This is a genomic window from Rhodococcus sp. MS16 (assembly GCF_013277795.1).
Lineage (GTDB): Bacteria > Actinomycetota > Actinomycetes > Mycobacteriales > Mycobacteriaceae > Rhodococcus_F > Rhodococcus_F globerula.
In genome coordinates, this window is record NZ_VBTM01000004.1 from 21,224 (window position 1) to 45,844 (window position 24,621).

Genomic DNA, 24,621 nt, shown 5'->3' on the forward strand with positions numbered 1-24,621 from the left:
CGTCCGCTGCCGGTGGCACCCGCGTACCGTTACGGCAGAGCTAGGTTACCGAGGAAACCGGGAACCGCCGACATGAGAGTAGGACTGCGCACAATGTTGGAAGTCGATATCACTGCACTGGAAGCGGCACTGGCGGCAGGTGAGCCGTTGATCGATGTGCGGGAGGCACACGAGTTCGCCCAGGTGCGTGTTCCCGGTGCCGTACTGATCCCGATGAGCGAGTTCGTCTCGCGGATGGGGGAGATCCCTGATGCCGAGACGGTGTACGTGATCTGCGCAGTCGGTGGCCGCAGTCTCCAGGTTGCCGAGTACCTCCAGGGTCGCGGCATCAACGCTGTGTCCGTACGTGGCGGAACGATGGAGTGGCACCAGTCCGGGCGCGAGGTCGAAACCGGCGCCGTCTAAGCGGGCGCGGGCAACGCTCCGCTACGGATGGAGTTCACGGTGCGCGCTGCCACTGTGGCCCAGATCGGGATGAGTGCAAGCAGCAGCGCAGCGGCAACCGCGAGGATCAGTTGTGAATCGGTGGCGATACCAAAAGCGTTGGCGCCGACGGCACAGGCTCCGATCGGGAAGGTGAAACTCCACCATCCGAGAGAGAACGACAACCCGCCTCGCAGGGCTCGGATCGTGACTGTCGTGACGGCGATGAACGCCACCACGCCGAGTGCGCCGACTACGGTGCCGTACACAAGCCCGAAGGTATGCAGGGCGTCGGCGGTGTCTGCGGCGACGGCGTGGCGCGCTGCGTCGGCCAGGAGATTGGCGGCACCGATCGACTGGCCGATCACGCCGAGCGGGATCCACAGTGACGGAATGGCATTGAACGGAATCGCGTCGACGCCGCGAGCACGGTTGTCGGCGAACTGCCGAGCGACGGCTGTGGCGATGATCAGTGCGGCCGAGAGCGCCAGCGCGAACATCACGTAACAGAATACGAGAACCGACGTGCGGAGGGCACCTTCAGTCAGGTGTGTCGTCACCGCCGCTCCTGTCGTCGCGGAAACCATCGGCGGTACGACGGGCATGAGCCAGAACGGCATGGCCGTCGCCATGCCGGCGTCGCGGACCAGACGGACCATCATGACGACATAAGTGCACAAGCCCAGGGTTGTGCCCAGCACCCAGAGAGTTATCGAGATTGTCACCGCCGCGCTGTGGCCGAGATAGTTCGCGCCGGTGACACCGGTCGCGGACCCGACTGTCACCAGGGCCATTGCCACCGCGCCGTAGAACGGGAACATTGCGGGGCTACGGAGGTAGGCGAGTGCAAAATCGCGGTGAGTGATCCAATGCGCGGCAAACGCGCCGATCAAAGCGATCAGGATGGCTGCGGCGAGGAACCAGAAGAGATCCGCCACCACGTGTAGTGCTGCGACCTCATGTTGGAGAGACGCCGCTGCCACCGACACGATTCCCGTTCCCATCGCCGCCGCAAACCAGTTCGGGGTGATGTGGGCAAATGCGGACGGGGTAGCGGTGCTCATGCATTCCAGTGTGTCGGTGTCGGGTTTGCCGACGGTAGATGGCCTGTTGTTGAATGCCCACAAATGGCGCTTGTGGGTCTAATCTGAACGCATGTCGCTGTCCCCGCGCGTCCCGGAACTCAGCGCCCTCGACGTCCTTCTGTCCGTGGGCCGCTTGGGAAGCATGGGCGCTGCCGGTCGGGAGCACGGACTCAGTCAACAGGCGGTCAGTGCCCGGGTTCGATCGGTTGAACGCCAACTCGGGATCAAAGTCTTCGATCGTGCCGCAACCGGTGTTCGCCCGACGGCTGAAGGTGGGCTGATTCTCGAATGGGCCAGTCACATACTCGTTACCGCAGAAGAGATGGCGTCCGGTGTTGCTGCGCTGCGCGGCGAACGTGACGCGGCTGTCACGGTTGCGGCAAGTATGACCATTGCCGAGTACCTCGTGCCGGGGTGGACGGTAGCCATGCGCCACAAGTTCCCCAGCGTCGTGGCCTCGGTCAGCCTCCACAATTCTTCCGATGTCTCGGCGCAGGTTCAGGCCGGCCGAGCCGACATCGGTTTTGTCGAAGGTCCAGACGTGCCGACCTCACTTGCGTCCTGTGAAGTGGCGCGTGACCATCTTGTTGTTGTTGTGCCGCCAAACCACGAATGGGCTAACGGCGCTCCCGTTCCGGTTGAGGAGTTGGCCCGCACACCGCTCATTCAACGGGAATCGGGATCCGGGACTCGAATGACACTCGAAAACGCCGTACCTGATTGTGCGCCACCGCTTCTGGAACTGACCTCATGCACCGCCGTCAAGGCCGCTGTCGTTGCGGGCAACGCGCCGGCCGTGTTGTCATCCTTGGCGGTTGCCGCTGATCTCACCGACGGCCGATTGGTTGCCGTCACCGTCGAAGGTCTGCGGATGCCCCGCAGATTGCAGGCAGTCTGGGATCCGGTGCGAGGATTGCGCGGCGCGGCGCGGGATTTCCTCGACATCGCACTCGGTTCCAACACTGCTGTTCACTCGCGCTGAGGCTCAGACAGCACCCTTGAATCCGTGTTGACGCCACGCTTCATAGGTGACCAACGCCGCTGCGTTGGAGAGATTGAGTGAGCGTCGGCCGGGAAGCATCGGGATACGCAGACGCTCGGTGATGTGCTCGTCAGCCAGGACCTCGTCGGACAACCCTGTCGGTTCGGGACCGAAGAGCAGAACGTCGCCGGGTTCGTACGCGATATCGGTATACGGGACGGTTGCATGTGCGGTGAAGGCAAACACCCGTGCCGGGGTTACGGCCTCCCACGCTGCAGTTAGGTTCTCGTGGACAGTCACGGTCGCCAAGTCGTGGTAGTCCAACCCCGCTCGCTTGAGCTTCGGTTCGGACAGGTCGAACCCGAGTGGGCCCACCAGGTGTAGTTCACAACCGGTTCCCGCGACCATGCGGATCGCGTTACCGGTATTGGGTGGGATGCGGGGCTCGTGGAACATGACTCGGAACACCACAAAACCCTACCGCGCATGCCATTGGCGGCCGCGATGTCGGGGTTTTTCCCATTCAGTTACCAAACTGCAAAGTTTGTGGGAATCTAATTGCCGCATTCTTCTCAGAACGGACATTTGATGAATACTCCTGCCGGTTGGAATCCCGACCCCTTCGATCCGACGATCGACCGCTACTGGGACGGCCAGCAGTGGACGGCTCAAACCCGTCCCAAAATTGTCGACGCCCCGACGCAGGTGTTCGGAGCACCAGGCTCGCCGCGGCAGGACCCCACCGCACCGGACGATCAGAAACGCCGCAAGTGGCCGTGGATCGCGGGCGTTGCCGCAGCCGGGGTCGCAGTGATCGGAATTGCCGCAGGGACGGGAGGCTCCGAAGAATCGAAGACCCCGGCGGCAACTTCTTCGACGACGGTGGCAGCAACCACTACACAAGCGACGACAACGACCACAGTCAAGCCCACAACCACGACCGCCGCGTCGGCGACCACCACCACGGTGGCTCCGACTACGACGACAACACTCGCCATAGTCCCGTTGGTGCCGCAAGTAACCACAACGACCCAGTACGTTCCGCCGCCTCCCGTCTATACGCCGCCGAAGACGACTGAGCCCGCGTACATTCCGCCGCCGGTCAAGGTGCCTGATGCCGGGGTGTATTACGCGAACTGCTCAGCGGTAAAGGCTGCTGGTGCCGCCCCGATTTACCGCGGTGACCCGGGCTATTCCTCGAAGCTCGACCGCGACAACGACGGCGTGGCCTGCGAGACCTAGTCGGTTGCAGTGCTGTCGGTAGTGCGGGGCAGTATGTAGGTTATGCCCCTCGAAGAATCCGACAACGTTGTCGGCGAAGACTATTCCGACGCGCGATTGCCGGGAAAGGTGTGGCGCCAGCGCACGTTCACCAATTGTGTGTTCCGTGACGCAGACCTCACTGGCATGACGACGGAATCGGTGGTCTTCGACAACTGTGATTTCACCGGCGCGGATCTGGGGGAGTCGGAGCACATCGGTAGCGCGTTTCGTTCATGCAACTTCGCGCGGACCAGCCTGTGGCACAGCACTTTCCGAAACTGCACTTTGATGGGCTCTACGTTCGACGGATGTCGCATCCGGCCGTTGACGCTTGACGAGGTGGACTTCTCGCTCACCTCGTTGGGCGGCGCGGATCTGAGGAGGATCGACTTCACGTCGTGCCGCTTCCGCGAAGCGAATCTCGTGCGCACGGATATGCGTGATGCGATTCTGGTGTCGGCGGATCTGTCGGGCGCTCGTACCGGTGGACTCAAACTCGACGGCGCGGACCTGCGCGGCGCGCGCGTCGATCCGGGTCTGTGGACGTCTGCAGTCGTGGCAAACGCCAAGATCGAATTGATGCAGGCGGTGGCGTATGCGTCGGCGCACGGTTTGGTTGTCGACCTGTAGACGCGACCGATCAGCATCGGGAGTTACCGCTCCAGGCGTTCCTCCAGTCGAACGGTCACGACGTCACCGACGTCTTTGCCGATGGCTGTGCGGATGTCGGCCTTGACCGGGAGTTTGTGGGTGCCGTCGCCCAAGGCCATGAACGAACTCTGAAACGGATGCCCGTCGATAGTTCCGCGCACCTTGACCAGTCCACGGGTACGGAAGTATTCGGCGGACTCCGGCCAGATCACGTATGTCCAGCCACCTTTCGCGTCACTTTTGCGCAGTGTGGCGGTGAATTCCTTGTCCAACAACATGGTGCATGCCCTTTCGATTGGTCAGCGAATGAACTCTCGGGCCAGCAGATCCATGAGCAGTCCGTCCTTCCACTCGCCGTGGCGATCGCGTGAGTACTCACGCATCACCCCGACGTCCCTGAACCCGACCGATCGATAACACGCGATTGCTGCAGTGTTCTCCACTTCCGGATCGATGATCAATCGGTGGAACTTCAGATCGTCGATCAGGTGCGCACACAGAACGCGTATCGCCTCACGACCGAATCCGCGGCCGTGGACAGCCGGATCGAGAAAGAGATCGAGACCGGCGTGGCGGAAGTCTGGGTTGTCCTCGTCGGCGTACCACTGGATGAATCCGATCAGGTTTCCGTCGTGGAAAACGCTGTAGCGAGTGGTGCCGGGCTCTGGAGTGGCAGGCCAGTCGTCGGCCGGATTCTGCCACCACTGGGCCACATCGGGATGCAGATGGATGGCCCGCAGACGGGCATGATGATCGGCGGCGACGGGTGCAAGAACCACCCTCGGACCGCGTAGTTCCGGAGCCGTTGTCACGCATCGACCCTAACCTGGAACAATGGTCGCCGTGACTGCAACGATCCTGGACGGTAAAGCTACCCGCGACGAAATTTTCGAAGACCTGAAGGTGCGGGTGAACGCGCTGAAGGCAGCGGGTATCACGCCCGGACTTGGCACCATTCTCGTTGGTGACGACCCGGGATCCGCAGCGTACGTGCGCGGCAAGCACAACGACTGCGCCAAGGTCGGCATCAACTCCCTGCGCCGTGACCTGCCTGCCGACATCACACAGGAGCAGCTCAACGCCACCATTGACGAACTCAACGCCAATCCCGAGTGCACCGGATACATCGTGCAGTTGCCGCTGCCCAAGCACCTCGACGAGAACGCAGCGCTCGAGCGCATCGATCCCGACAAGGATGCCGACGGCTTGCACCCGGTGAACCTCGGCCGTCTGGTTCTCGGCAAGGAAGCTCCGCTGCCGTGTACGCCGCGCGGAATCCTGCACCTGCTCCGCCGCTACGAGGTGCCGATCGCCGGCGCTCACGTCGTTGTTGTCGGCCGCGGTGTCACCGTCGGCCGCCCTATCGGACTGTTGCTGACGCGTCGTAGCGAAAACGCCACCGTCACGCTGTGCCATACCGGTACCCGTGATCTGGCTGCCGAGGTTCGTCGTGCAGACATCGTCGTTGCTGCCGCCGGCGTTCCCGGACTCATCACCGCCGACATGGTCAAGCCGGGCGCTGCTGTGCTCGACGTCGGAGTCAGCCGCACCGACGACGGTTTGCGTGGTGACGTTGCTGCCGACGTCAACGACGTTGCGGGCTTCGTCTCGCCCAATCCCGGTGGAGTGGGCCCGCTGACCCGGGCGTTCCTGATCACCAACGTGGTGGAGCGCTCCGAGCGAGTTCTGGCCGGAGCCTGACGACATGACCTCACCGGTTGGCCTCGTGAAGAAGAATTTGCCGATGATCACGGTTCTCGCCGTGATCGCAGCCGCGGTTGTTCTTGTCCTGGCCGACCGGTGGCGTCGCGGTTCGCTGGTCTTGGGGGTGGCGGTCATTATCGGTGCAGCTGCCCGCTGGTGTTTCCCACAGAATCGCGTGGGACTGCTCGCGGTGCGCGGCAAGAAGTTCGACACGGCGGCCATGGGCGTCATGGGTGCGTTGATCGTCTCGCTTGCTCTGACCATCGATCCGCTCGGTACGGACTGAGTCAGTTGTAGAACGACCCGACGTTTATCTCGCGCAACGGAATCCACTCTCCCTGTAGTTTCTTGGCGGCGGAGTTCCGCCTTTTCGCCTGCTTGGTTCGAAGCGTGACGGCAAGTGCAGGTTCTTCGTCGATCCGGCCCGCCAGGGCGTAGATCGCCGCAAGATGGTGAACGCAGGGCGTGCGCCGACTCGAACAGTCACACGTGGCCGTGCATTCGGAAAGATTCACGGCCACAGTGATATCGCGCGCCTGTAGATCCGCGACGACGCTGTCCGGTAGCTCTCCGGTCGATACGGACCGGTTCGTGGTGCCTAGCGCTCGAATCATGCGGGCCGCGGTGTCGGATTGTGTCTTGTCCCAGAGCGGTACGGTGACAACAACAGTCGAGGTCTTACCCTTGGCGGTGACCTGGGCGGAAACCGTACCGGCAGAAATGTCCGTGAAGGTGACACCACCGTTGCGGGCCAGTGTGCGTGCGGTGGGCAAGGTGGGGTTTCGTCCGGATGTCGACGTTTGCTCAACCGTCCGCAACCACACACGGCCCCATGCGGTCACTCCGAATTCGGTGGCCATCAGATGATCACCGCGCCGTCGAGTTCGAGCAGTTCACGTAGTTCGCTGTCGGGAAGGTTTGCGAGGGCTCCTTCGGAGTTTCCGGAAATCGACTCGGCTACAGCTCTTTTGGATTCGTGCATGGCGGCGATGTGATCTTCGACGGTTCCTCCGGTGACCAGGGTGTGGACGTTGACGGTGCGGTGCTGGCCGATTCGGTGGGCTCGGTCGGTAGCCTGATCTTCGACGGCAGGGTTCCACCATCTGTCGTAGTGAACGACGTGACTGGCGCGGGTGAGATTGAGTCCGAACCCGGCCGCGCGCAGGCTCATAATGAGAATGGGCGAGGACGTGTCGTCGGTTTGGAAGGCGTCGACCATGGCGTCGCGACTGGCAACGTTCAGACCGCCGTGGAGGAAAGGAACGTCTGCGATGCCCAGCTCGGCCGCGAGGTGCTTCGACAGTAGTTCGCCCATTGTGCGGTACTGCGTGAACACCAGAGCCCGATCACCATCGTCGACGATCTCGGCAAGCATTTCGGTTGCGCGATCGAACTTTCCGGAACGGCCGCGGAGATCCTCGCTGTCGCCGGTGACCTGAGCGGGGTGGTTGCATACCTGCTTGAGAGTGGTGAGCAGTGCAAGGACGTTGCCGCGTCGGGCAATTCCGGTGCCCAGTCCGGTATCGAACGCGTCCGCGACTGCTGCCCGGTAGATTCGCGCCTGTTCCGACGTGAGGGTGCATGCGACGGTCGAGAACTGCTTCGGCGGAAGATCCTTGGCAACAGCATCTTTGGTTCGGCGCAGCACGTATGGCTCGATGATCGTCGCCAACCTTGTTGCGGCAGACGCCGAGCGGCCGGATTCGATCGGGACGGCAAAACGCTGCCGAAAGCGTGCACGAGTTCCCAGTACAGCCGGATTGGCGACGTGGAACAAACTCCACAACTCTTCGAGACGGTTCTCGACCGGCGTGCCGGTCATCGCAACTTTGACGGTGGCATTCAGTTGCATTGCAGCTTTGGCGGCCAGCGACGACGGATTCTTGATCTGCTGCGCTTCGTCGAAGATGGCCGACGCCCACTGCGGCGTCTCCAGTTCGGCTGTGTCCGAACGTAAGACGCTGTAACTGGTGAGTACCACGGTGCCTTTACCTAGTTCCGCAGGCAGTGTGCGGCCGGACCCGTGATGAATGTGAAGGCTCAGGTGCGGCGCAAACCGCTCGATCTCGCGTCGCCAGTTTCCGATCACCGACGTCGGGCAGACAACGAGATGCGGGCCGTCTGCGGCTCTGATCGCGATCATCGAAATGGCTTGAAGCGTTTTACCCAGGCCCATTTCGTCGGCGAGTATGCCGCCACCCGTCTCGGTCAGCGACGTCAACCACTCCACGCCAAGAACCTGGTACGGGCGCAAAGTCGCTTGAACCCGTGCATGATCGAGTGCGTCCACCAGAGTCTGTGCGTGGGTGAAACGCTGCACCACCGCGGCAGCACTTCTGATGACAGTGTCGCCGCGGTAGAGAGCGGCGTGCCCGGCTGGTGGCATGGTGCCGTGTTCGCCGCCCCCGATCACCCGCTTCCAGGCGCGCACCGACTCTCCGATACCTGGTTGATCCACGTTCGCAACCTGCAATGCCGTTACCACGTCGGCGAATTCGACAGTCCGAATATCGACGTCGACGGGCGTGATGACGTTGTCGACGGGTACAGCCATTCGGGCAACGGCGGCACTGCCGGTAGGGAGCCCCAACTCCGCCAGATGCCCGGCTGTATCCGGCACACCCCAGAACCCGAACGCCATATTCTCGGGAAGGTAGGTCGCCTGCAGCTGATCCGGGCACGGTTGAGTCACGAGCGCCGATGGTAGCCGTGATCGATGACCGCGGGCCACCGGATACGTCCCCAAAAACCGCAGATCAGTTGTGGTTCTCCCGACATTGACGGGAGGCGACGAGTCCGCTCTGACGGAGAACCGGACATTTCCTCCCTTGGACGTGATAGTCATTGTCCGTAGATCCGCAGTACCTGACACTTGCGAATAAGGAACCCAATGAAGCGACGAATAAATCTCTCAGGTAGGCACTTTCGACCGCTCGTCGCTGCTGTCGGTGTGGGAGTGCTGGCACTTGCCACCGCAACGGGTGCCGCCGCCGCGCCGGTAGGTGTTCCCGTTACGAGTCCTGGCGGCGTCACCATGTGGGGCGGGGCCGACGACAATCAGCGCGACGGCGTCCCGACTCGGGGCAGCATCGCCGCGATTGCCGCCGGCGACCATCATTCGGTGGCGTTGACCACCGATGGCCACATCACCGCGTGGGGACACAGCGCGTGGGGAGAGCGTGACGGAGTTCCGACCGGTGGTGGTTTCACCGCGATCGCGGCGGGTGAGGACCACGCGGTAGCGCTTACTGCCGACGGACACATTGCTGCGTGGGGAAGTTCCGAATTCGGGCAACAGGACGATCTCCCGGCACGTGGTGGGTTCACCAGGATTGCTGCCGGTACTTACCACGGGTTGGCGTTGACTCCTGAAGGAACAATCGTGGACTGGGGCAGCGAGGAGTACGGGCAGCGGGCCGATGTCCCGACCGATGGCGGTTTCACCGCGATCGCCGCCGGTAACTTCCATTCGCTGGCGCTCACGACCGACGGCCACATCACCATGTGGGGCGGCAGTGCCGAAGGGCAGCGCGACGGGCTACCGACCGAGGGTGGGTTCACCGCGATCGCTGCGGGCGAGGACCATTCCCTCGCGTTGACCGCCGACGGTCACATCGTGATCTGGGGCAGCAACGAGTACGGGCAGCGCACCGGTGCTCCGACCGGCGGTGGGTTCACCGCGATCGCCGGCGGCTTCCGCCATTCGGTGGCGCTGTCTGCCGACGGCACGATCACTGCCTGGGGTAACAACGAGAACGGGCAACTGGGCGGTGTCCCGACCGGAGACGGATATACCGCCGTCGCGGCCGGGGCCTATCACTCGATAGCCCTCGGCGCGCAGACGGCGTCGACCGGTTCGCTCGGAAGTCTGACCGGAAGCTGAATGCTCAGCGCGTCGTGCGCGCCAATTCCATTGTGCGGCGCAACAGTTTTGCTACAGCGTCGGCTTCGGTGAGGAACCCGTCGTGCCCGTCCTTGGAATTCAGGATTTCGAGGCCGGTGCACGTCGGGATTCCGGCGGCGATCTCTTCCTGCAGGCGCAGCGGGTAGAGACGATCGGAATCGACTCCACCGACAACGACCGGCACGGTGATGGACGCCAAAGCCGCTGCGACACCACCGCGTCCGCGGCCGATGTCGTGACGGTTCATAGCCTCGGTCAACAGCACGTAGGTGCTGGGATCAAAACGCGACACGAGCTTGTCTGCCTGATGTTCCAGATAGCTTTGAACCGCGTATCGTCCACCGTTCCAGGGGTTTTCATTTCCCTGGGCGGTGTTCTCGAAACGTGTGTCGAGTTCCGATTCGGCGCGGTAGGTGAGGTGCGCAATGCGCCTCGCGATGCCGAGTCCAGCCCGGGGTGTGCGCCCGGTTCCGTGGTAATTGCCGCCCTGCCAATCGGGGTCGGACATGATGGCGGCGATTTGTGTTGTCTGTGTACCGATTTGATCGGCTGTCGCGCGTGAACCCGTAGCCAGTACCAATGCGGAGTTCAGATTCTCGGGGTACGACACAGCCCATTCGAGGGTGCGCATACCGCCCATGGAGCCGCCGACTACCGAAGCCAGTCGATCGATGCCGAGCAGGTCGATCAGCTTCTTCTCGGCTGCGACCTGATCGCGAATGGAGATGCCCGGAAACCGGCTACCCCACGGTTTGCCGTCCTCGGCAAGGGAACTCGGGCCGGTGGTGCCACGACAACCGCCCAGAACATTGGTCGCAATGACACACCATTCGCCCGTGTCGACAGGTTCGCCCGGGCCGACCATTCCGTTCCACCAACCGGGTGACGGCTGATTTTCGGACGCCGGACCGGTGACGTGTGAGTCCCCGGTCAGGGCATGTTCCACGAGCACGACGTTGTCGCGGTTCGGGGACAGCTCGCCCCACCGTTGAACCGCAAGCGATACCGACGGCAGCACGGCGCCGTTCTCGAGTTGCAGCGAGCCGATGTCGACGGTTCCGACTCGGCCGTCCGGCGGCGGCAGGATATCCGCGACCGCTGTCTGAGCTTCGTTGACGGTCAAGACGTTGCCGCCGCGGTGAGGCCGGTTTCGAGGTCGGCGAGGATGTCGGCGATGCCTTCGATTCCGACGGCGAGGCGAACGAGACCGGGGGTGACGCCGGCTGCGAGTTGTTCCTCGGGGGTGAGCTGGGCGTGAGTGGTGGAGGCGGGGTGGATGACGAGGGAGCGGACGTCACCGATGTTGGCGACGTGGCTGTGCAGAGTAAGGGCGTTGACAAACTTCTTGCCGGCATCGATGCCGCCGGGCAGTTCGAAGGTGACGATGGCGCCGGTTCCCTTGGGGGTCAGCTGCTTTCCGCGTTCGTACCACGGTGAGGAGGGGAGTCCGGCGTAGGAGACGGACGCGACGGCGGTGTGGCCTTCGAGGAATTCGGCCACCTGCTGGGCGTTGGAGACGTGGCGCTCGATGCGCAGGCTCAAGGTTTCGATGCCCTGGGCGATGAGGAACGCGTTGAACGGTGCGACGGCGGAGCCGAGGTCGCGCAGGAGTTGTACACGCGCCTTGAGAGCGTAGGCGGGTGCGCCGAGGTCGGCGAACGTGACGCCGTGGTAGCTCGGATCGGGGGTGGTGAAGTTGGTGTGTCTGCCTTGCGTCCAGTCGAAAGTGCCGCCGTCGACGATGACGCCGGCGATGGCCGTGCCGTGTCCGCCGAGATATTTGGTGGCGGAGTGCAGCACGATGTCGGCGCCGTGTTCGAGGGGGCGGAGCAAGTACGGCGTCGCGACGGTGTTGTCGACGATCAGGGGGAGGCCGTGCTCATGAGCCACCGCTGAGATCCCGGGGATGTCGAGGATGTGGTTCTTGGGATTGGCGATGGTTTCGCCGAAGAAGGCCTTGGTGTTGGGGCGGATGGCTTCGCGCCAGTGGTCGAGCTTGTCGGGATCCTCGACGAACGTGACTTCGATGCCGAGCTTGCGAAGCGTGTAGTGCAGGAGGTTGTACGTGCCGCCGTACAGGTAGGGGCTGGCGACGATGTGGTCTCCGGCCTCCGCGATGTTGAGGATCGCGAGGGTTTCGGCGGCCTGACCCGAGGACAGGAGGAGTGCCGCGACACCGCCTTCGAGTGCAGCAATGCGCTGCTCGACGGCGTCCTGCGTTGGATTCATGATGCGCGTGTAGATGTTGCCCGGCTCAGCAAGGCCGAACAGCGCGGCGGCGTGGTCGGTGCTGTCGAAGACGTAGCTGGTGGTCTGGTAGATCGGCAGTGCGCGCGCGTTGGTGGCGGTGTCTGCGGTTTGTCCGGCGTGGACCTGCTTGGTCTCGAAGGACCAGTTAGCTGAGATGTCGGTCATGATTTGTGTACTCCAGTGGTCTGACGGATAGCTGTCGGACGGGGGCGAATGATCGCCGCCCCGTGCTGGGGTCTATCTACAAGTGCGACACATACTGAAAAACCTCCGTGGGGCTCGGCCCGGTCTGGGGTCCGTCCCTGTCGGACCCGCGCTTGTCGCCTGGAAATCCGGTGAAGCTGCAATTGCGCAGTTTCGCCTCGAGGCGACCTGGTCATCACCCGGGGCACCCCACCGCGGTTGGAGGGTTGCCGTCCAGCGAGCCGGGGCTTGACGCTGGTACTCATGACCGAGCTGAATTCTACCGGGAGTGAAGCCGAAGGATGACGCGGGTCGAAGTGTGCGGCGTCACCAGTCGCCATTCGACGCGACGGTGCCCACTAGCAGGCAAAAGTTACCGGTGAGTAGTGACTCGGAGGAGGGGCTGCCGGTTGCGGCCCCCAGCGTTAGCAGTACGCTTGTCTTGTTTGGGACTCATCTCCCGGGATCAGTCCACACAGTCTAGGTTTGATAATCGAACCGTTCGCGGACTCACTCACAAAGTGTGACCGCAACCGTGTAACCAGGGGAAACTTCCTAGGAGGACGCGAAGCACCCATGTCCAAAATAAAGGTTGAGGGCACCGTCGTCGAACTCGACGGCGACGAGATGACACGCATTATCTGGCAGTTCATCAAAGACAAGTTGATCCACCCGTACCTCGATGTGAACCTCGAGTACTACGACCTCGGTATCGAGTACCGCGACGAGACGGATGACCAGGTCACCATCGACGCCGCACACGCGATCCAGAAGCACGGCGTGGGCGTCAAGTGCGCCACCATCACGCCGGACGAGGCTCGTGTCGAGGAATTCGGTCTCAAGAAGATGTGGCGTTCCCCGAACGGAACGATCCGCAACATTCTCGGCGGCACGATCTTCCGCGCACCGATCATCATCTCGAACGTTCCGCGACTCGTCCCGGGCTGGACCAAGCCGATCATCATCGGCCGTCACGCATTCGGTGACCAGTACCGCGCCACAGACTTCAAGGTCCCCGGCCCCGGCAAGGTGATGATCACCTACACGCCTGAGGACGGAAGCGCACCGATCGAGCACGAACTGGTCAACTTCCCCGAAGAGGGCGGCGTCGTCCAGGGGCAGTACAACTTCACCACGTCCATCCGTGACTTCGCTCGCGCGTCGCTCACCTACGGACTGCAGCAGAACTACCCGGTGTACCTGTCCACCAAGAACACCATTCTCAAGGCGTACGACGGTGCCTTCAAGGACATCTTCCAGCACGTCTACGAGACCGAGTTCAAGGCTGAGTTCGATGCCGCAGGTCTGACCTACGAGCACCGCCTCATCGACGACATGGTCGCTTCCGCACTCAAGTGGGAGGGCGGCTACGTCTGGGCATGCAAGAACTACGACGGCGACGTCCAGTCCGACACCGTGGCTCAGGGCTTCGGCTCGCTCGGCCTCATGACGTCGGTTCTCCTGACACCGGACGGAAAGACCTGTGAGGCAGAGGCTGCTCACGGCACCGTCACGCGTCACTACCGTCAGCACCAGCAGGGCAAGCCCACCTCGACCAACCCGATCGCGTCCATCTTCGCGTGGACCCGTGGGCTCGAGCACCGTGGCAAGCTCGACAACACCCCTGAGGTCATCGGCTTCGCGCAGCAGCTCGAAGACGTTGTCATCAAGACCGTCGAAAGCGGCCAGATGACCAAGGACCTCTCGATGCTGGTCGGCGGCGACCAGGGTTACCTGACCACCGAAGAATTCCTCGGTGCGCTCGACGTGAACCTGCAGAAGTCGATGGCAGCCAAGTAGTAAAAGTTCCACAGCTTCACTTTCAGATGGGACGCCCGGGCACTCCGGGCGTCCCATTTGTGTCTGCTCTGTGCCTGCGGTCTCACGTGAGCGAACTCACCTGCTCTCACTTGGAAGTTCAACCAAGGGTGCGACCACAATTGACCAGTGACTTCGTCTACCCTTTCCCGCCCTGACGCCCCGACATCCGGGGTTCGCTCTGCCAGAGGCCCGGCGATGCTCGCGTTGGCGCTCGGCGGATTCGGAATCGGCACCACCGAGTTCGTGGCGATGGGTCTCCTGCCGGAGATGGCAACCGGGCTGGGCGTATCCGAGCCCACCGCCGGTCATGTCATCTCCGCCTATGCGCTCGGCGTTGTGGTCGGTGCGCCGCTCATCGCGGCCCTGACTGCTCGGATCCCGCGGCGCACATTGTTGATCGCGCTCATGATCGCGTTCACGGTGGGCAATGCCGCGTCGGTGTTCGCGCCGTCGTACACCACGCTGATGCTCGCCCGGTTTGTCGCCGGGTTGCCGCACGGTGCCTACTTCGGTGTTGCCGCCCTCGTTGCGGCGCATCTGGCTGAACCGGGTAAACGTGCCAAAGCCGTTGCCATGGTGATGATGGGTCTTTCCGTTGCCAACGTCGTCGGTGTGCCGGCTGCCGCGTGGCTCGGGCAGACCGTGGGATGGCGGAGTGCATTCGCACTGGTCGCAGTCATCGGTGCCGTCACCGTGGCGTCGCTGCTCGTCTGGATCCCGCGCCTCGACGCTATGCCGATCACCAACCCGATCACCGAACTCAAGGCGCTGGGCCGCATCCAGGTGTGGATGACTCTGATCGTCGGCATGGTCGGATTCGGCGGCATGTTTGCCGTGTACACGTACATCAGCACGACGTTGACCGACGTGTCCGGTCTGGGTGCGTCGTTTGTTCCGCTGGCGCTCATGCTCTACGGGCTGGGCATGGTGGCCGGCAACTTCGTCGGTGGCTACCTCGCTGACCGGGCGCTCATGAAGGGCCTGTTCGTATCGATGGCGTCGCTGGCGATCATTCTCGCGATCTTTGTTCTCGCCGTTCGCAACCCGTATACGGCGTTGCTCTTCGTCTTCCTCATCGGGCTGGCCGGTGCGTCCATGGTTCCGGGGCTGCAGACCCGCTTGATGGACGTTGCCGAGGACGCCCAGACCTTGGCAGCGTCGCTCAACCACGCCGCCCTCAACATCGCGAACGCGTTCGGCGCCTGGATCGGTGGGGTAGTGATCGCCGCCGGTTTCGGTTACACAGCGCCCGCCGCCGTCGGTTCGCTCCTCGCCGTCGCGGGACTCGGTGTCCTGGTGGTTGCGGTGATCCTGCAGCGTAGAGCCGCGAACTGAGAACACGTCGGCATCATCGGCTACGGTGCTTGCCGTGCCACAAACAGCTGACTCTCATATTCTCGCGCCTCACACGATCACGTCGGTGAACGTCAACGGCATTCGCGCCGCAGCCCGCAAGGGTATGACCGAATGGCTCGAGAAGACCGACGCGGATTTCATCTGTCTTCAAGAAACCCGAGCATCCGACAAGCAGTTGCACGAGACTCTCGAACCCGCTCTGTCGAACGGCTGGTTCCTCGTTTCGGCCGAGCCGTCGGCGAAAGGCCGCAACGGCGTCGCAGTCCTGTCCCGGGTCGAAGCCGATGCCGTCCGTATCGGTTTCGGTGACGACGAATTTCAGGACGCCGGACGCTACATCGAAGCGGATTTTGCCGACCTCACGGTGGCAAGTCTCTACCTGCCGACCGGGGAGGCTCTGACCCCGAAGCAAGAGGCGAAAGAACGGTTCATGAGTTCGTTCGCGGCTCACCTCGCGGTCACCGCTGCCGCAGCCGAGACGGCCGGGCGACACGTTGTGGTCAGTGGTGACTGGAACATCGCGCACAACGAAGCCGACCTGAAGAACTGGAAGGGAAACAAGAAGTCCTCCGGCTTCCTGCCCAGCGAGCGTGAGTGGATGGACGTCCTGTTTGCGGACGAGTCCCCGTGGGTCGACGTGTTCCGGGCATTGCATCCGGGCGTCGAAGGACCGTACTCGTGGTGGTCGTACCGCGGTAAGGCATTCGACAACGACTCCGGTTGGCGCATCGACTACCAGGTGGCGACCCGAGCGTTTGCCGAGCGCGCCAAGGCAGGGTTGATCGAACGCGCGGAATCCTACGATCTGCGTTGGTCAGATCACGCTCCCGTCACCGTCTCCTACCGGTAAGGCAATCGCATGCCCGAAGGCTCGAAGATGCCGAGCGCGAAGACACTCAAGGCCTTAGGCACCGTCGTCGTTGCAGTGGTCGCGGTTGTGCTGGCGATGGTGCTGTCGTCGCAAGACTCCGACAGTTCGGCAACGGCCGGCTCGGCGACCTCGACCACGTCGAGTTCGGCGATGACATCAACTCAGGTCAAGCCCGGGGCGACCACCAAGGCGGCGCAGTCGACGTCGGCCCAGAAGCCGGTGAGCAGCGATGCGCCTGCGCGGGTACTCGCCACGTTGGTCGAGATCGACGCCGGACGGTGGCCGGACTCCGCGAATGCGGTGGGAACCAAGGGCGGCGTTACCTTCCGTAACAGCGAGGGCAGGTTGCCGGCAGTCGGCGCCGGCGGTGGCCGCGTTGTCTATCAGGAGTGGGACGTCAATCCGAAGAAGAGTGGTCAGGGCCGTGATGCCGAGCGGATCGTCACCGGAAACGACGGTTCCGCGTGGTACACCCTCGATCACTACGAGACCTTCACAAGGATTCGCTGATGGATAGTTCGCTGATGCCTGATCACGAAACTGTCGGTGTCGATCGGTGGCTCGACCCGGAATCCGGCGTCTCGTCGGTGGCGGTGTCGGGTGAACCGGCACTTCTGGACGAGTTGGCGCGTGATCTCCGGATGCGTGATCTTGTTGTCCGCACGGTTCGCGGATCGCACATGCAGACCACGGCGCAGGTCTTCGACGAGTTTGCGGCAGCATTTCAGTTTCCGTCACATTTCGGGCGCAACAAGGACGCCTTCGACGACGTCATGCGTGACCTCGACGACGTACTCGGCCTCGGCGCCGGGTTTGTCGTTCTGGTTCGAGAGGCTGAGCTGTTGCTGCGCGGCGAACCTGATCAGTTGCCGTGGTTCCGGGAGTCGATGGATTTCTACGCCGAGGAATGGGCGCCCACCACGTTCGGTACCGCGTACCAGTTCGGCTCGGGTTCCGAAGAAACCTTTGCGTCGGAACTCACGGTGCTCCGCTACCCGGAGACCGCGCACACTCAGACCACACACACTCTCTGAATCGCCCGCGTGGAAAGATCGGAAGCATGTCGACTCCTGCAGAACAGAAGCCCACGGCAAAGCCTCGCGTGCTTTCCGGTATCCAGCCGACGTCGGATTCCTTCCACCTCGGTAACTATCTGGGCGCATTGCAGCAGTGGGTGGGGCTGCAGGACGAGTTCGACGCTTTCTACTTCGTCCCGGACTTGCATGCCATCACCGTGACGCAGGACCCCAAGGAACTGCGTCGACGCACCAAGGTTGCCGTGGCGCAGCTACTTGCAATCGGAATCGACCCCGACCGCGCAACGATCTTCGTCCAGAGCCAGGTTCCCGAGCATGCTCAGCTTGCGTGGGTCCTGAATTGCATCACCGGTTTCGGCGAGGCCAGCCGCATGACGCAGTTCAAGGACAAGTCGTCCAAGCAAGGCAGTGACAACGCCAGTGTCGGGCTGTTCACCTATCCGGTTCTGATGGCCGCCGACATCTTGCTGTACCGCCCGCAGCGCGTTCCGGTCGGTGAGGATCAGCGTCAGCACCTCGAGCTTGCCCGCGACCTCGCGAACCGCTTCAACTCGCGCTACGGCAAGTCGTTTGTCGTTCCTGAACCCCAGATCATCAAGGGCACCGCCAAGATCTACGACCTGCAGGACCCGACGTCGAAGATGAGCAAGTCGGCAGCGAGCGACGCCGGTCTGATCAATTTGCTCGACGATCCCAAGGTGTCGGCCAAGAAGATCAAGTCGGCAGTCACCGACAACGAGCGTGAGATCCGCTTCGACCCGCAGGCCAAGCCTGGTGTCAGCAACCTGCTCACCATTCAGTCGGCCCTGTCCGGTGTACCGATCGAGACCTTGGTCGCGGGCTACGAAGGCAAGGGGTACGGCGATCTCAAGACTGATACTGCGGACGTGTTGGCGCAGTTCGTGACTCCGCTCAAGGCCAAGGTCGACGGCTATCTTGCCGACGAGGCCGAACTGGATCGCATCATTGCCGCCGGCGCGCACCGGGCCCGTGAGGTCTCGTCCCGCACGCTTGCGACCGTGTACGAGAAGGTCGGGTTCCTGCCGCCCAAGGGCTGAGCACGGCGCAAGTGAAGGGCTGACACGAAACAGGTCGATACAGAAATAGGGGGACATCTGTGGCTGAATCAGTTGTCGTAGAGGAGCCGAGCTTTCTCGACAAGCAGCGGGCAGCGCGGCCGTGGCTCGATCACCTTGTTCGAGCGGGTATGCGATTCCAGAACCAGAAGGGCGACTACTACGCCGCCGGGATCACGTACTTCAGCGTCCTCGCTTTGATTCCGATCATGATGGTTGCGTTCGCGGTGGCCGGTTTCGTGTTGGCCGGCCACCCCGAATACCTGACTTCGATTCAGGAAGAGATCACCAAATCCATCCCCGGCAGCCTCGGTGACACCATCAACAGCTTGATCGACTCGGCAATCGACTCTCGCGCCAGTGTTGGTGCGGTCGGCCTTCTTGTCGCGTCGTACGCGGGTCTCGGCTGGATGGCCAATGTCCGCGACGCGCTCACCGCGATGTGGGAGAGCAAGCGTGACTCCAAAGGATTTGTCAGAACCAAAGTCGGCGATATCGGGGCACTGCTCGGTCTGGGCGCAGCCTTGGTTATTTCACTCGGCATGTCGGCGCTCAGCAGTGGGCCGGTAGCGCGTCAGGTTGTCGTGTGGCTCAACCTCGAGAACATCACCGGCGTCGGCGTCGGACTGCGAGTCTTGTCGACGGTGCTGTCGATCCTGGCAACCTGGGCGGTGTTCCTGTGGGTGATCGCACGATTGCCCCGTGAACCGGTGAATCTACGCAGCGCCGCCAGTGCGGCACTGATGGCGGCTCTCGTATTCGAAGTGTTCAAACAGGTTGGTGCGATCTATCTTTCGGCGGTCAGTAGTGGCCCGGCCGGCGTCGCATTCGGGCCGATTATCGGTTTGCTCGTATTCGTGTTCACCGCTTCGCGCATGCTGCTGTTCTGCACCGCCTGGGCTGCGACGACCAAGAAAAGCATGGCACTGGCCTACATTCCGCCGCCCGATCCGGCAATCATCGCGCCGCGGGTTGTCGTCAGCGAAGGGATGTCACCGTCACGCGCAGCGGCATTGATCGGAACGGGCGCTTTGGCGGGTCTCGGACTGTCGGGGCTCGTGCGCAGAAAGAATCGCTAGGCACGCTTCTGGCGTAGCAGTGTTCGGGGGAGATGTGGGTGCATCGGTGGATAGATCAGGCTGAGTGTGGATGCCAGAGTGAAGTAGCTGCGTAGTAGTCGGAAACAGAGGTACGCCGGAATGTACTTCACCGAACTCGGACGCCAGATCAAACAGACGACGACGGTCATGATCATCGACATCCCCAACAAGGTGGCCACGATGGGCTGCCATTGCAGGGTCGTGAACGTCGATTGGAACGCCAATCCGGCGATTGTGGCGAAGAGGAGCAGTGGCGCGAGCATCGCGCGTCGGGCAGCGTTGACCAAGTTGAACGGAAGCACGAAGGTGCCGATCATCGTTTGTCGGTCGAACAGAATCGCGCGATTGCGTGCGGTGAGGTGGTAGATACTGCGGAACCATCGTGTTCGCTGTTCACGTAAATGGGCGTAAGAGGCGGGGGTTTCGCTGTAGTACACGGCGCTCGGATCGGCCACGCTGTGATAGCCGGCGGCGGCCAGTCGCATGCAGATGTCGGTGTCTTCCCCGTTCATTCCTTGCACGATGCCGCCGACTTCGAGCAGTTGACTCCGGCGGTAGATGGCGAACATGCCGGGAATGCCCATGACGCCTTGGTAGCCGTCGAGGGACACCTGGAAGAAGCCGTGGCGCATGTACACCTCGATCAATCGGCATTTGTCGATCCAGGTTCTTTCCTCGCGGGGCATCGGTATCCCGCCGACGCAGCCGACAAGCGGGTTGGCGAAGTGGCGCATCGCGGTCTCGAGGCAGCGCGGCCCGATTACCGTGTCTGCGTCGATGCGTACGACGAACTCTTCCGTGATGTGCTCGATTCCCAGGTTCAGTGCAATGGCTTTCCCCGGGGTCGGGCAGTCGAGCACGGTGCCGGTGATGTTGGTGCACTCGCGGATGATCCGTTCGGCGACATCGTGTGTGGCGTCGGTGGAGGCATTGTCGACGACGTAGAGATGGATTTGTCCGGGATAGGTCTGGGCGGCCTCGTCGACGGCGACGATGGTGTCCTCGATGTCGTGGGCCTCGTTGTGGGCGGGAACGAGAATTGCTGCGGGCGGCGAGAACTCATGGCGGCGTGACTTTTTCAGTGCCCGTACGCCCAGCGCTGCCGTCGAGACTGCCAGGAGCTGTTGCATCAGGAACACACCCGCGCCGATACCGCCGAGTATCGCCCAGCTTTTCAGGACTTCGACGAGGTCGTAGAGGACGTTGAGTGCGATCGCTGCACCCGCGATCGCGAATACCAGGCAACCCGCCAGCTTGAGGAAGGCGCTCAGGGGTATTCGCGGGTCGAGGGGCAGTGGGCCTTGGGGTGGCAGTTGAGCTTGCCGCAGGATGGTGTGCGGGAAGATGCCCAGAGCGATCAGCCCCGAGATCATCTGGGCTCCGAACACGGAGATCGAGATGATCCCGGCCTCGTGGAGTAGCCACGCGAGAGTATCGATGACGATGCAGAACAGTGCGTACTTGCCCAGCAGGGACACTCCGATGAAGACCCTTCGCCAGATGTTCGAGTAGGCATGGATTGCGTAGGTCAGGAAGAACATCACGAGAAACAGTCGCAGCGGGAAGACGACGGTTCCTCGCCCGTCTGACAGGATGACCAGGTCTCGTGGTAGGTGGACGAGACCGGAATGAACCAGAAATGTTCGGATGCACATGGCGATGATCGACAGTCCTGCGAACGTCACCAGGAATCCGTTTGTTCCGCTCGACGGGCGATCGACGGCATAGTCCGCCGGCGCGCTGTCGACCGACCGGAAGTGGTCGATGACCGCTCCGGCCTCGTGTGGATCGTGCTTGACGTCGGTCATCGGGGTGCGATCACCCGCGCGGGGGAGTTGGGAGCGGTGGTGCCGTCGGTATTGACCACAAAACTGCCCTGCGACGTGACGACTCGAGCGGATTCGCTGCCGAAGTCCGGCACGGGTATGGTCCCGGGCTTCCCGACGTACTCGATGACCAAGCCGCCGGCACCTGTTGTGCTGGTGGCTGTTTCGACGATCATTCCGTCATCGAACGCGGTGATGTCCAGTGCGGGGTCGGCGGATCCCGAGCGAATGCGGCCGTCCTCGATCCGTACCGGCGGGTTCACTTCCGGGCTTTGTCCGATCAGCACGAACGGTCTGCCCGGCGCCGGAGCAGAATTCCAGAAGAACTCCGGATCGTAGTGAGCCGGAATGAATTTCGTCAGAGTTGGAATGGCGGAATTGAGTTCGTCGACTGCACTTGTTTTCGCGGAGTCCGGCCAGTAGACGGCAAACCCAGGGGCCAGCGCCCGCGGGAGCGCCGTGAATCCCGTCCCGAGATCGTCACCGAGAAGGAGTGCCGAGGTGGGCTGGAGTTGTATGGGATAGGTGGTCACGCGCACGTCGCAGCCGCCGAGGTCGCGGTCGCGTTGGACGGTCAGAGTCAGGGTGTTCTCCAGCAGTTGCGCCGCCGCGGGCAAGGAGACGACGGCCTGTGTCGACTGCCCGTCGAGCCTGCGACTGTCGACCAGTTGCCCGTTGAGTTGGACGTTGAGAATCCAGGTGAGATCGTCGGGCGAGGCAGGGAGCGCCATCGCCACCCGAATCGATTGCGGCAGAAGGCCGCCGGGCAAGTCGGCAAGCGAGTAGCCGATCCGCCATCGGTGGGTGTCGGCAATGTTCGTGGCGGAGGTGTCTGCGCCAAGCGTATTCACGCCGACCTCGGTGCCGACAGCCGGTGAAGTGTCGAGCGCCCGTGGATCGCTCCGATCCGAATCGGCGGTGGCTACTTCGGGGAGGGTGAGGAATCGCGAGATCAGGGCTCCGCTTGGCGCGAGCACTCCGATGACAGCAGAGTCGTCGACTGTACCGAGCGCGATACCGTCGCTTGCGTCGGTCTCACCGGACGTGGACCAACCGAGGTCGGCTAGCCTCTCGGCGGGGCCGATGAGCAACGCATTCTGCGCATCAGAACTCGGAACTTCATCCGAAAAGGTCACCTCGTACCCGGCGCGGGTCAATGCGATTCCCATCTGCGCCGCCGTCGTGCGCCACTCGTCGTTCTGATCGGCAAGCACGATGGTGAGGCGACGATCCCACGACACGACCGCATCCCGTACGGTGTGTACACGCTCGGTGAGGGCTGCCTCCACCACGCTCGCAGGATCGAGGTGGACCTGCATTCCGGCCGAATGGTCAGGGGTACACGTCCGGTTGTCCAAGGTTCCCTCGATCTGGACCTGAACACGGACCTGACCGTCGCTCGACAGTCCTTCCGGGACATCGACAATCACGTCGAGTCCGTTGTTCCCTCGTGCTATCTCACTCTTGTAAACCTGCTGCCCATCCATTCTCACGATCAAGAAGACAACGCTGTCCTCGGCCACTTGCGTCGTTCCGGTCAAACGGAGACGAGTCTCGCGGCGCGCCGAGTCTGCGGGGAAGGTGACGGCAAAACTCGTCGACGGGGAATCGTCGGAGAGCCAGACGCCGTCCTCGTAGCCGGCGCCCGACAACGATTTTGTGTAGTGACGATCGGCCGGAACGTCCAGGCTCGTATCGTCCACGTCGCGGGTGAACCACAGCGGCCGTATCAGCACGAAGACCAGCAGAAGTGCCAATGCCACACCCAGGATCCACCACGCGGAACGTGGGACGGTCCGGCCGCGCTCACCCCGGAAGTACCCGGATTCCGGAGCAGCAGGTTGCGCTTGCCGATCGTCGTCGGGCTCGCCTCCGCCGTTCACTCGACCTGCTCCGTAGCCACCGATCTCCGGTTCCTGTTCCAGTAGGAGGTGCACGGAATTCGGCTCACGTCGACGCGATCGGTGTATTTCTGGGCGATCTCGACCGACTCCTTCACAAGGCCGGTGGCCAATCTGGTCGGTTCGAGACCCAGCCCGATCAATGTGTCGTTGCGGGCGCTGAGCTGGTTTTCGTCTGCTTCGGCCCGCGGATTGGGCACCTCACTGATGTCTGCGCCGACCGTCTGCGCAACCAGGTGCGCCAGGTCAGCCACTCTATGGGTTTCGGTCACCTGGTTCATCACGCGTACCCGGCCGTCGACGGAGGCCGCGGTTTCGGCGGCCAATCGTATGCAGCGCACTGTGTCCCGGATATTGATGAAGGCTCGCGTTTGCCCTCCTGTCCCGTGCACGGTGAGCGGATGGCCGACTGCGGCCTGCACCAGAAAGCGGTTGAGCACCGTCCCGAAGTCGCCGTCGTAGTCGAAGCGGTTGATCAGTCGTGGATCGAGATTCGTCTCGTCGGTTTGAGTACCCCACACGATCCCCTGATGCAGATCGGTGATGCGCACGCCGTCGTTGCGCGCGTAGAACTGAAACACCAACTGGTCCAACGACTTGGTCAGGTGATACACGCTTCCGGGGGCAGTGGGGTAGAGGATTTCGCGGGTATGCGAGTTCCCGTTCCGGTCGGGGTAGGTCACGGTGAGATACCCCTCGGGTAGATCCACCGGTACCGACTCGTACCCGTACACACCCATCGTTCCGAGATGGACTACATGAGCGTCGATGCCCGTGTGCACGAGCGCGGCCAGCAGGTTGTGAGTCGCATTGAGATTGTTGTCGACCGTGTAACGCTTGAGGTCCGGTGATTTCATCGAATACGGTGCCGCCCGCTGCTCGGCGAAGTGCACGATCACCTCCGGACGGAATGTATTCAGCAACTGCGTCAACGCCTCGTAATCGCGGGCGAGATCGAATTCGACGACGTCGATGCGGTGCCCCGTCACGTCGGCCCATGCCCGAACTCGCTCTGACAGGGGGGAAATGGGAGTGAGTGACTGCACTCCGAGTTCGTCGTCGATTCGTCGCCGAACGAGACTGTCGGCGATCGTCACCTGATGTCCGTGCGCCGAAAGATGAAGCGCGCTCGGCCAACCGCAGAATCCGTCACCGCCGAGGATCAGTATTCGCATTGTTCACCTTTCA

The 24,621-nt window shown here is 62.6% G+C and carries 25 protein-coding genes and 1 riboswitch; of the genes, 14 read left to right on the top strand and 11 right to left on the bottom strand.

From position 1 onward, the window contains the following. The first annotated feature begins 93 nt into the window (after nt 1–93). The gene (locus FEZ60_RS09560) at nt 94–405 is read left to right on the top strand and encodes a rhodanese-like domain-containing protein (protein WP_172936009.1); all 312 of its coding nucleotides are present in this window, start codon (nt 94–96) and stop codon (nt 403–405) included. Here the strand turns inward: FEZ60_RS09560 and FEZ60_RS09565 are convergent. Next, entirely contained in the window at nt 402–1,487 is a 1,086-nt protein-coding gene (locus FEZ60_RS09565; protein WP_092801507.1) for a TDT family transporter, read from the bottom strand. The two genes, FEZ60_RS09560 and FEZ60_RS09565, sit on opposite strands and share 4 nt — an antisense overlap. 91 nt (nt 1,488–1,578) lie before the next feature. Here FEZ60_RS09565 and FEZ60_RS09570 point away from each other — a divergent pair, with 91 nt between their 5' ends. Continuing rightward, on the top strand, nt 1,579–2,490 hold the full coding sequence (locus FEZ60_RS09570) for a LysR family transcriptional regulator (protein WP_172936010.1): 912 nt from the start codon (nt 1,579–1,581) through the stop codon (nt 2,488–2,490). 3 nt (nt 2,491–2,493) lie between these two features. Here the strand turns inward: FEZ60_RS09570 and FEZ60_RS09575 are convergent, their stop codons facing one another. Next, the gene (locus tag FEZ60_RS09575; RefSeq protein WP_172936011.1) at nt 2,494–2,958 is read right to left on the bottom strand and encodes a tRNA (cytidine(34)-2'-O)-methyltransferase; all 465 of its coding nucleotides are present in this window, start codon (nt 2,956–2,958) and stop codon (nt 2,494–2,496) included. Nucleotides 2,959–3,078: 120 nt separating this feature from the next. On the opposite strand from FEZ60_RS09575, the gene FEZ60_RS09580 reads away from it, so the two are divergent. Both FEZ60_RS09580 and FEZ60_RS09585 read left to right on the top strand, forming a co-directional pair. Next, nucleotides 3,079–3,732, top strand: coding sequence for an excalibur calcium-binding domain-containing protein (locus tag FEZ60_RS09580; RefSeq protein WP_172936012.1), 654 nt, complete (start codon nt 3,079–3,081; stop codon nt 3,730–3,732). Nucleotides 3,733–3,774: 42 nt separating this feature from the next. Then, nucleotides 3,775–4,383 carry a pentapeptide repeat-containing protein gene (locus FEZ60_RS09585; protein WP_033231293.1) on the top strand — a complete coding sequence of 203 codons (609 nt, stop codon included), beginning with the start codon at nt 3,775–3,777 and terminating at the stop codon, nt 4,381–4,383. Nucleotides 4,384–4,406: 23 nt separating this feature from the next. On the opposite strand, the gene FEZ60_RS09590 is transcribed toward FEZ60_RS09585, so the two are convergent. Together FEZ60_RS09590 and FEZ60_RS09595 are read right to left on the bottom strand one after the other, a co-directional pair. Beyond that, nucleotides 4,407–4,682, bottom strand: a complete 276-nt coding sequence (locus tag FEZ60_RS09590; RefSeq protein ID WP_172936013.1) for a DUF1905 domain-containing protein — start codon at nt 4,680–4,682, stop codon at nt 4,407–4,409. Nucleotides 4,683–4,703: 21 nt separating this feature from the next. Then, nucleotides 4,704–5,216 (bottom strand): GNAT family protein, encoded by a 513-nt coding sequence (locus FEZ60_RS09595; protein WP_346343340.1) that lies wholly within the window; start codon nt 5,214–5,216, stop codon nt 4,704–4,706. A gap of 31 nt (nt 5,217–5,247) precedes the next feature. Between FEZ60_RS09595 and FEZ60_RS09600 the strand changes: the two genes are divergently transcribed. Beyond that, on the top strand, nt 5,248–6,105 hold the full coding sequence (locus FEZ60_RS09600; protein WP_172936014.1) for a bifunctional methylenetetrahydrofolate dehydrogenase/methenyltetrahydrofolate cyclohydrolase: 858 nt from the start codon (nt 5,248–5,250) through the stop codon (nt 6,103–6,105). Between the two features lie 4 nt (nt 6,106–6,109). Next, the gene (locus tag FEZ60_RS09605; RefSeq protein ID WP_033231289.1) at nt 6,110–6,394 is read left to right on the top strand and encodes a DUF3017 domain-containing protein; all 285 of its coding nucleotides are present in this window, start codon (nt 6,110–6,112) and stop codon (nt 6,392–6,394) included. A gap of 1 nt (nt 6,395) precedes the next feature. Here the strand turns inward: FEZ60_RS09605 and FEZ60_RS09610 are convergent, their stop codons facing one another. Together FEZ60_RS09610 and FEZ60_RS09615 are read right to left on the bottom strand one after the other, a co-directional pair. Next, on the bottom strand, nt 6,396–6,968 hold the full coding sequence (locus tag FEZ60_RS09610) for an SWIM zinc finger family protein (protein WP_045070720.1): 573 nt from the start codon (nt 6,966–6,968) through the stop codon (nt 6,396–6,398). Beyond that, nucleotides 6,968–8,800, bottom strand: coding sequence for a DEAD/DEAH box helicase (locus tag FEZ60_RS09615; RefSeq protein ID WP_346343341.1), 1,833 nt, complete (start codon nt 8,798–8,800; stop codon nt 6,968–6,970). Before FEZ60_RS09615 ends, FEZ60_RS09610 begins: the two co-directional genes overlap by 1 nt. A gap of 198 nt (nt 8,801–8,998) precedes the next feature. On the opposite strand from FEZ60_RS09615, the gene FEZ60_RS09620 reads away from it, so the two are divergent. Continuing rightward, a complete protein-coding gene (locus FEZ60_RS09620; RefSeq protein WP_172936015.1) occupies nt 8,999–9,991 on the top strand; it encodes a hypothetical protein in 993 nt (330 codons plus the stop codon). Between the two features lie 4 nt (nt 9,992–9,995). Here FEZ60_RS09620 and FEZ60_RS09625 read toward each other — a convergent pair whose 3' ends face one another. Both FEZ60_RS09625 and FEZ60_RS09630 read right to left on the bottom strand, forming a co-directional pair. Continuing rightward, complete coding sequence (locus FEZ60_RS09625; protein ID WP_095886619.1) at nt 9,996–11,135, bottom strand: homoserine O-acetyltransferase; 1,140 nt, start codon at nt 11,133–11,135, stop codon at nt 9,996–9,998. Then, nucleotides 11,132–12,427 carry a bifunctional o-acetylhomoserine/o-acetylserine sulfhydrylase gene (locus tag FEZ60_RS09630; protein ID WP_172936016.1) on the bottom strand — a complete coding sequence of 432 codons (1,296 nt, stop codon included), beginning with the start codon at nt 12,425–12,427 and terminating at the stop codon, nt 11,132–11,134. The genes FEZ60_RS09625 and FEZ60_RS09630 overlap by 4 nt, the downstream gene beginning before the upstream one ends. Before the next feature lie 143 nt (nt 12,428–12,570). Next, a riboswitch (SAM riboswitch) is annotated at nt 12,571–12,715 on the bottom strand. Nucleotides 12,716–13,021: 306 nt separating this feature from the next. On the opposite strand from FEZ60_RS09630, the gene FEZ60_RS09635 reads away from it, so the two are divergent. From FEZ60_RS09635 to yhjD, 7 genes are all read left to right on the top strand, one after another. Continuing rightward, nucleotides 13,022–14,245, top strand: coding sequence for an NADP-dependent isocitrate dehydrogenase (locus tag FEZ60_RS09635; RefSeq protein WP_033231283.1), 1,224 nt, complete (start codon nt 13,022–13,024; stop codon nt 14,243–14,245). Nucleotides 14,246–14,461: 216 nt separating this feature from the next. After that, nucleotides 14,462–15,601 (top strand): MFS transporter, encoded by a 1,140-nt coding sequence (locus tag FEZ60_RS09640; protein WP_045070713.1) that lies wholly within the window; start codon nt 14,462–14,464, stop codon nt 15,599–15,601. 25 nt (nt 15,602–15,626) lie between these two features. Further along, nucleotides 15,627–16,472: an exodeoxyribonuclease III gene (locus tag FEZ60_RS09645; protein ID WP_045070712.1), complete on the top strand. Its 846-nt coding sequence runs from the start codon at nt 15,627–15,629 to the stop codon at nt 16,470–16,472. Nucleotides 16,473–16,481: 9 nt separating this feature from the next. Then, nucleotides 16,482–17,003: a ribonuclease domain-containing protein gene (locus FEZ60_RS09650; protein ID WP_242484537.1), complete on the top strand. Its 522-nt coding sequence runs from the start codon at nt 16,482–16,484 to the stop codon at nt 17,001–17,003. Beyond that, complete coding sequence (locus tag FEZ60_RS09655) at nt 17,003–17,527, top strand: barstar family protein (RefSeq protein ID WP_242484538.1); 525 nt, start codon at nt 17,003–17,005, stop codon at nt 17,525–17,527. Before FEZ60_RS09650 ends, FEZ60_RS09655 begins: the two co-directional genes overlap by 1 nt. Nucleotides 17,528–17,553: 26 nt before the next feature. Continuing rightward, complete coding sequence (gene trpS / locus FEZ60_RS09660; RefSeq protein WP_045070708.1) at nt 17,554–18,588, top strand: tryptophan--tRNA ligase; 1,035 nt, start codon at nt 17,554–17,556, stop codon at nt 18,586–18,588. A gap of 59 nt (nt 18,589–18,647) precedes the next feature. Then, nucleotides 18,648–19,685 carry an inner membrane protein YhjD gene (gene yhjD / locus FEZ60_RS09665; RefSeq protein ID WP_092801442.1) on the top strand — a complete coding sequence of 346 codons (1,038 nt, stop codon included), beginning with the start codon at nt 18,648–18,650 and terminating at the stop codon, nt 19,683–19,685. Here the strand turns inward: yhjD and FEZ60_RS09670 are convergent. The 3 genes from FEZ60_RS09670 to FEZ60_RS09680 are packed head-to-tail and all read right to left on the bottom strand — an operon-like array spanning nt 19,682 to nt 24,608. Next, the gene (locus tag FEZ60_RS09670) at nt 19,682–21,514 is read right to left on the bottom strand and encodes a glycosyltransferase (RefSeq protein WP_172936017.1); all 1,833 of its coding nucleotides are present in this window, start codon (nt 21,512–21,514) and stop codon (nt 19,682–19,684) included. The two genes, yhjD and FEZ60_RS09670, sit on opposite strands and share 4 nt — an antisense overlap. Then, on the bottom strand, nt 21,511–23,415 hold the full coding sequence (locus FEZ60_RS09675) for a hypothetical protein (RefSeq protein WP_172936018.1): 1,905 nt from the start codon (nt 23,413–23,415) through the stop codon (nt 21,511–21,513). The genes FEZ60_RS09670 and FEZ60_RS09675 overlap by 4 nt, the downstream gene beginning before the upstream one ends. Then, the gene (locus FEZ60_RS09680) at nt 23,412–24,608 is read right to left on the bottom strand and encodes an NAD-dependent epimerase/dehydratase family protein (protein WP_172936019.1); all 1,197 of its coding nucleotides are present in this window, start codon (nt 24,606–24,608) and stop codon (nt 23,412–23,414) included. Before FEZ60_RS09680 ends, FEZ60_RS09675 begins: the two co-directional genes overlap by 4 nt. Nucleotides 24,609–24,621: the final 13 nt, after the last annotated feature.